General features: G+C 41.5%; 7 protein-coding genes. 5 read left to right on the top strand and 2 right to left on the bottom strand.

What is annotated here, in order from left to right; translation table 11 throughout:
• Positions 1–357: 357 nt before the first annotated feature.
• On the top strand, positions 358–1,017 hold the full coding sequence (rnt, locus tag ABLA76_RS05495) for a ribonuclease T (RefSeq protein WP_047770185.1): 660 nt from the start codon (positions 358–360) through the stop codon (positions 1,015–1,017).
• 71 nt (positions 1,018–1,088) lie between these two features.
• On the opposite strand, the gene ABLA76_RS05490 is transcribed toward rnt, so the two are convergent.
• Positions 1,089–1,460: a Grx4 family monothiol glutaredoxin gene (locus tag ABLA76_RS05490; protein WP_285811632.1), complete on the bottom strand. Its 372-nt coding sequence runs from the start codon at positions 1,458–1,460 to the stop codon at positions 1,089–1,091.
• 376 nt (positions 1,461–1,836) lie between these two features.
• Here ABLA76_RS05490 and sodB point away from each other — a divergent pair, with 376 nt between their 5' ends.
• Together sodB and purR are read left to right on the top strand one after the other, a co-directional pair.
• The gene (sodB, locus tag ABLA76_RS05485) at positions 1,837–2,415 is read left to right on the top strand and encodes a superoxide dismutase [Fe] (RefSeq protein ID WP_285810539.1); all 579 of its coding nucleotides are present in this window, start codon (positions 1,837–1,839) and stop codon (positions 2,413–2,415) included.
• Between the two features lie 501 nt (positions 2,416–2,916).
• Complete coding sequence (gene purR / locus ABLA76_RS05480; RefSeq protein WP_285810537.1) at positions 2,917–3,942, top strand: HTH-type transcriptional repressor PurR; 1,026 nt, start codon at positions 2,917–2,919, stop codon at positions 3,940–3,942.
• Positions 3,943–3,945: 3 nt separating this feature from the next.
• Here purR and punR read toward each other — a convergent pair whose 3' ends face one another.
• The gene (gene punR, locus ABLA76_RS05475) at positions 3,946–4,854 is read right to left on the bottom strand and encodes a DNA-binding transcriptional activator PunR (RefSeq protein ID WP_348987170.1); all 909 of its coding nucleotides are present in this window, start codon (positions 4,852–4,854) and stop codon (positions 3,946–3,948) included.
• 123 nt (positions 4,855–4,977) lie between these two features.
• Here punR and punC point away from each other — a divergent pair, with 123 nt between their 5' ends.
• Entirely contained in the window at positions 4,978–6,165 is a 1,188-nt protein-coding gene (punC, locus tag ABLA76_RS05470) for a purine nucleoside transporter PunC (protein ID WP_348987171.1), read from the top strand.
• 311 nt (positions 6,166–6,476) lie between these two features.
• Positions 6,477–7,628 (top strand): cyclopropane fatty acyl phospholipid synthase, encoded by a 1,152-nt coding sequence (gene cfa, locus ABLA76_RS05465; protein WP_348987169.1) that lies wholly within the window; start codon positions 6,477–6,479, stop codon positions 7,626–7,628.
• Positions 7,629–7,645 lie beyond the last annotated feature (17 nt).

The raw sequence follows: 7,645 nt of genomic DNA, 5'->3' as shown, positions 1-7,645 counted from the left end.
ACTTCTGAATCGCATACCTTGTTGTAAATGCGTTAAATTGTCATCTACACAACAAAACACCCAAATGATAAAATCTTGCTGTGACATAGCCTTTGTTCCTTTATTTCTCTCAGTTTGGCGACTTAAAGTTATAAAGGAGCGGCTATGTCATTTCAACTCACCACGAAAGTCGAGCATCGCGTTATCAATAACTATCGAGTTATAGTTAGAAATTATTTAAATACCTCAATAAGGGCATCTTGCCCTTTAATTCCCCACCGAATAAGCATTACTTCTGCAAGACATACCAAATTTTGTCATAATACCCACTATTCCAGAGTTAAAAATAGAATCCTGAAGCTAAGAACTGAAAATCAGATGCCTAATCAAAATGATCAAAATATGCTAAGTGGGCGCTTTCGTGGCTACTATCCCGTTGTCATTGATGTCGAAACCGCTGGTTTTAATGCGCGTACAGACGCTTTACTTGAAATTGCTGCAATTACTTTAAAAATGGATGAAGAGGGGTGGCTAACACCTGCCAATACACTGCATTTTCATATCGAGCCTTTTGAAGGGGCTAATCTTGATCCTGCCGCTCTCGCTTTCACTGGCATTGATCCTACAAACCCCTTGCGAGGAGCTGTCAGTGAATACACTGCCTTGCACGCAATTTTTAAAATGATCCGCAAAGGCATGAAAGACACGAATTGTAACCGTGCAATTATGGTCGCCCATAATGCCAATTTTGATCACAGTTTTGTCATGGCTGCGGCTGAACGTGCGGGTTTGAAACGCAATCCATTCCATCCGTTCGCTACTTTTGATACCGCTGCACTCAGTGGCCTGGTTCTTGGTCAGACAATTCTTGCCAAAGCTTGTATCACAGCGGAAATTCCGTTTGATAGCAATCAGGCCCATAGCGCTCTTTATGATACTGATCGAACTGCCCTGCTTTTTTGTGAACTGGTTAATCGCTGGAAACGGCTAGGTGGTTGGCCGCTACCATCTGCTGATACAGCCAACTGCGGATCCTAAAAAAGCAAGCCCCATACCGATTACAGTATGGGGTTATGAATAGTCACCATCATTCAGATGAATGACTGACCTTATTCCTGCTCACGATATTTATCAGCTGTTTCTTTGATCAGTGTTTGTAGTTCACCACGTTGATACATTTCAACAAGGATGTCACAACCTCCCACCAACTCACCATCAACCCAAAGCTGAGGAAAAGTCGGCCAATTTGCATATTTAGGCAATTGAGCACGGATATCTGGGTTTTGCAGAATATCCACATATGCAAAACGTTCACCACAAGCTGATATAGCTTGAACTGCCTGAGCAGAGAAGCCACAGCTTGGTAGTTTCGGGGAGCCTTTCATGTACAGCAGAATTGGGTTTTCTCTGATCTGACGTTCGATTTTTTCAATGACCGAATCAGCCGTTGTATCAGTAACCGTGTTAGTATTCGTATTCATGTTCGTCATATTTATATTTGCTTCCTTAAAAACTGCAAGCGCTATTTATCAGCATAAGATAAAGATTGATTCAGAATACCACTTTCTGCGCTAATTTTTCTACCGTGAACTTTATATAGCAAATTTTTGCCATGATTTGCAGCAATTGATCATCAGTTATTGTCATTCCAACTGACTGTATCTAATCCATGTTAAGTTCAGTTCTGCACCAGTTCGCAGCTTAATAACATCTTTTTCCCTGTTATTTAGCAGAAAAGTTGTTAAGATAATTATCAAAATAGTAACACGATAATAAGCTTAAATTTGCCCTGCCCATGGTTAGTGTCTAAGCCATGGTTTGCGGAGCCAAAAACCCGATATTAAAAAGGAGCATGCAATGTCTTTTGAATTACCAGCATTACCTTATGCCAAAGATGCCCTGGAACCACACATTTCTGCAGAAACTCTGGAATATCACTACGGCAAACATCACAACGCTTATGTTGTAAACCTGAATAATCTGATTAAAGAGACTGAATTTGCCGGAAAATCGCTGGAAGAAATTATCAAAACCTCTGAAGCTGGCATTTTCAATAACGCAGCACAAGTTTGGAACCATACTTTCTACTGGCATAGCCTGTCACCAAATGGTGGTGGCGAACCCACTGGAAAAGTTGCAGATGCTATCAACAATGCCTTCGGTTCTTTTGCTGAATTCAAACAGCAGTTCACCGACTCAGCCCTGAAAAACTTTGGTTCAGGCTGGACTTGGTTAGTCAAGAAAGTTGATGGCACTCTGGCTATTGTTAACACGTCTAATGCAGCAACCCCACTGACTGGCGAAGATAAACCAGTACTGACTGTTGATGTTTGGGAGCACGCATATTACATCGATTACCGCAATGCACGCCCCCAATATTTGGAGCACTTCTGGGCTCTGATCAACTGGAAATTTGTTGAGGAAAACCTGGCTTAATAAGATTCATTCTCATACTAACCTGAAATAATAAGGGCGGGTTTTCCTTTATTCGCGGAATTCCGCATGCTGGAGAACCCGCCCTTAAAGTAAGTGGGACTACACATTCTTCGTTTAGATCTTGATCAGATCAGACAGAGGCTTGCCAGAAAAACAATCATGATTAATGCACTACAGGCAGCCAACAATCCCAGCTTCAGATCTGTATCCATAGAACATCCTCAATGTGAAAATTAAGACACCTCAACATCCTAAATTTTAAGCAGTTATTTTCCATATATCAAAAAACCATACCGCGATATTTAATCCATACTCTTTATAGCATCGATTATTGCTTTCACTTTTGAGCTAGATCAGACAAAATTCAAGGTTTACCGCTAAATTATTGCCAACCATCACCCTGTATATAAATACATTGGCAAACGATTAACAAATAGCTATACCCGACAAGAAAGATAAAGGGTATATAAATTAGACCAGAAGGTCAGGAGTCCTTTTTTCATGGCAACGATTAAAGATGTGGCTAAACGCGCTGGTGTTTCGACCACAACCGTATCCCATGTTATCAATAAAACCCGTTTCGTCGCCGAAGATACCAAGGCCGCAGTTTGGGCCGCTATTAAAGAATTGAACTATTCTCCCAGTGCCGTTGCCCGCAGCTTGAAAGTTAACCACACCAAATCCATTGGATTGCTGGCAACATCAAGTGAAGCACCATACTTTGCTGAGATCATAGAATCGGTTGAAAATAGCTGTTATAGCAAAGGTTATACACTGATTTTATGTAATTCTCATAACAACCTTGATAAACAGAAAGCTTATCTCGCTATGCTGGCGCAAAAACGGGTAGATGGTTTGCTGGTAATGTGTTCAGAATACCCAGAGCAACTTTTGAGTATGTTGGAAGGCTATCGTAATATTCCTATGGTGGTCATGGACTGGGGAGAATCCAGAGGTGATTTTACCGATGCAATTATTGATAATGCCTTTCATGGTGGTTACCTGGCGGGCCGTTATCTCATTGAACGTGGTCATCGTGATATTGCATCTATTCCGGGACCGTTGGCAAGAAATACCGGTGGGGGGCGCCACCAAGGTTTCCTCAAAGCACTAAAAGAAGCCAATATCGCTATTCGGGATGAATGGTTTGTACAAGGTGATTTTGAACCTGAGTCCGGTTATCAAGCTATGTACAAGATCTTGAATCAAAAACATCGTCCAACTGCTGTTTTTTGTGGTGGAGATGTCATGGCTATGGGAGCGATTTGTGCAGCCGATGAGCTGGGATTGCGCGTTCCACAAGACATTTCAATCATCGGTTATGATAATATTCGCAATGCCCGCTATTTTACGCCAGCATTAACAACCATCCACCAACCCAAAGAGCGTTTAGGGCAAATGGCCTTTTCAATGTTACTGGACAGGATCGTCAATAAACGTGAGGATGCACAAACTATCGAAGTCCACCCACGCCTTGTTGAACGGCGTTCTGTTGCAGATGGACCTTTTATTGATTATCGCCGCTGACCGTTAATTTTCTTGCAGCCATTCGGCATTAAGCGTTTCGCTATCCCCCAGATAATCTAGTAACCAGCTTAATGCCGGTGAATGGCTTTTTTGCGACCATGTCAAGCAGCATGGACTGTCAGGCAATGGTTGCTCAAGTTCAAGTGTAATCAGCTTGCCTTTACGGATCAGCGGTAGAGCACGGTGTTTGGGCACCATGCCTACACACAATCCATCCATTAAGCAACTTAATCCAACATCCCAATCGGGAACAATCAGTCTCCGTTGATTATCCAAAGCCCATGTATCACGTTTAGGTAAGCTACGTGCAGTATCTTCAAGACATAAACTGGGATAAGGCCGCATTTGTTCATCATTCAATTTTCCCGATATTACTGCCAGTTCATGTTCAAGGCTGGCTACACACAGCCAAGGCATAAACCCCATATCCCTGAAGCTATACCGCTCGCCCACGGGGGAAGCACGTGTCGCTCCGATGGCGACATCCACTCGTTCATCCACCAAAGCATCCCATACGCCATTGAAAACTTCAGGATAGATAAATAACTCAATATCTGGAAAATGGCGATAAAAATCCAAAATTAGCCGACGCGTTCGCTCTGGTTTTACTACCTGATCAACCGCAATACTAAATTGCCCCCGCCAACCGTTGGCAACCTGTTGGCACTGGTGCCGAGTGTGATTCATTTTTTTGATAACAGAACGCGCTTCTTTGACAAAAATTGCCCCCGCTTCCGTTAAATCAACGTCACGGTGACGACGTTCAAACAGAGGTACTGCCAGCCATTCTTCAAGCTGTTTTACCGTATAGCTGATAGCAGAAGGCACACGATGAAGCTCTGATGCAGCTGCGCTGAAACTTCCTGTTCTGGCAACAGCATCAACGACTTCCAGAGAGTATTCAGACCACATATATCTTCCTTTCAATTTTTTTCACGGCATGGTGCAAATATTACCGTTTCACAAGTAAAAATCATGCTATATAAAATAAGCCAACTATTTTCTTATCCACTACAAAACTTAATTATTAACACAATGACAACAAATAAAAATGCCATTCCATTTATGTCTTATCTCGCAGGCTTAAGCATGTTAGGCTATTTGGCCATTGATATGTATCTACCCGCTTTTGACACAATGAAAGCAGAATTAGGTACATCCACTAATGCCATCAGTGCGAGCCTTAGCATTTTTCTTGCCGGATTTGCTTTTGCCCAGCTTTTATGGGGTCAATTGTCTGACCGTTTAGGCAGAAAACCTGTTCTTATTATCGGCCTATCCCTGTTTTCCATTAGTTGTTTAGGTATGCTTTGGATTACAGACCCGATCCAGTTACTAGCATTGAGATTTATGCAAGCGGTTGGTGTTTGTTCTGCTGCGGTGACCTGGCAGGCTTTAGTCGTCGACAGATATGATGCAGAACGTACCAAACGTGTTTTTGCCATGATCATGCCTTTGGTTGCTCTTTCCCCGGCTCTTGCGCCTTTGTTGGGTGCATGGTTATTGACGCATAATGGTTGGAGAATCATTTTCCTTGTTTTAATGATCGTAACGATATTGCTGTTAATACCAACATTTTTTCTGACCAACAAACGCACCAATATCGAAACCCACGCCAATAAAAAGGCAGTTTCTTTCTTTACATTATTAGCTTCCCCAGTTTTTAACGGAAATGTACTAATCTATGCATCTTGCAGTGCAGGTTTTTTTGCCTGGCTAACGGGTTCACCAACAATTTTGAAAGATATGGGTTATGATCCTACCGATATTGGCTTAAGTTATATTCCCCAAACTCTGGCATTTATGATTGGCGGGTATGGTTGCCGTATCTTACTGGAAAAAGTAAAAAGTGAAACAGTATTCCCATTTCTGCTGGTGGGCTATGCTGTAAGCATGATCATTATTTGTTTGATTTCCATATTAAGTGAACCTTCATTTATAGCCATTCTTATTCCTTTTTGTGTGATGGCGGCAATGAATGGTGCATCCTATCCAATTGCAGTAGCAAATGCTCTGTCTGTTTATCCACAGAATAGTGGTAAAGCGGCTGCATTACAAAATGCCCTGCAATTGGGCCTCTGTTTTGTTGCCAGTATGATCGTTTCTCTATTTATGGAATACCCTCTTTTATCGACGACGACAATCATGGCGCTTACGGTTGTTCCCATGGCTATCGGTTATTGGCTGCAAAAACAAGGTGTTGAAAAGAATCACCAAGCATAAATACAATAATTTCCCAAAAACATAATAGTTAAGAACATTATTATCTAAAGGTTACGCCATTATGTGACCTTTAGATGATTGTTTAAATACCATTTCACTCATATACTCATACAGATTCATTATTCTAGAAACTCGGAATTTGAGGTCTTTCAGAGCATTGACGCTCTATTTAATTTCAGGATGAATAGGCAATATGTGCTTTTCAATGCAATTTCTATATTATTTTCAAACAAACCTTCGAGGTTTTATATAATAAAAAACAGCTACAAAGTGACACCTCAAAATTCCATCACACAAATGTTGGAGAGTATATGAGTTCGTCTTTCGTTGAAGGTAAAAAAATAATCACTGATCCTTGGCATAGGATCGCCCATGAATTGCTTCAGGAAACTGATATTGATATCAATGGCAAGCGCCCTTTCGACATACGTATTAAAAATCCTGACTTCTATAAGCGCGTATTGAAAGAAGGCTCCTTGGGTCTGGGTGAGAGTTATATGGATGGCTGGTGGGAATGTGATCGCCTTGATATTTTCTTTTACAAAGTATTACGGGCAGGTTTAGAACATCGTATCCCTAAAAATGTCAAGGATATCTTCAAGATAATTATCTCTCGTATATTTAATTTACAATCTCCCAAACGTGCCTGGATTGTAGGTGAGGAACATTATAATTTAGGCAATGACCTATTTACTCGGATGCTTGATCCTCACATGCAATATTCTTGCGGTTATTGGAAAGATGCCAACACACTGGAAGAAGCACAATCCCATAAGCTGCGCCTGATTTGCGAAAAACTACAACTGTCTCCAGGTATGACTTTATTGGATATCGGTTGTGGATGGGGAGGTTTGGCCGCCTATGCGTCAAAAAACTACGGTGTATCTGTCACAGGGGTAACGATTTCAGCCGAGCAACAGAAATATGCACAGGAACACTGCAAGGATCTAAATGTAAAAATCATCCTTGAAGATTACCGAAACCTTAACCTTCAATTTGATCGCGTTGTATCTGTCGGCATGTTTGAGCACGTAGGCCCTAAAAATTATGACAATTATTTCAATATAGTGAAAAAGAACTTAACACCTGATGGTCTGTTCCTTCTCCATACCATCGGTTCCAATATTGATAAATTAGGTTCCGATGCATGGGTCAGCAAATATATTTTCCCCAACGGCTGCTTACCGTCAATTGCCAAAATTGCCAAAGCAACTACCGGAAAGTTTATCATGGAAGATTGGCACAATTTTGGGGCTGATTATGATCGGACATTGATGGCATGGTATGAGCGATTTATTGCCAGTTGGCATGAAATAGAGCATAACTATAGCCCACGCTTCAAACGGATGTTCAGTTATTACCTGAACGCCTGTGCAGGTGCATTTCGTGCAAGAGATATACAGTTATGGCAGATAGTATTCAGCTCGCGAGGCATCGAAAAAGGATTAAGAGTACCTAGATAACCCGAATTCTGGATAAG

The sequence above is a fragment of the Xenorhabdus sp. SGI240 genome, assembly GCF_040081915.1.
GTDB classification, from domain to species: Bacteria; Pseudomonadota; Gammaproteobacteria; order Enterobacterales; family Enterobacteriaceae; genus Xenorhabdus; species Xenorhabdus bakwenae.
Note: the sequence above shows the minus strand (reverse complement) of the source record. Positions and strands in the feature narration are given on the sequence as shown.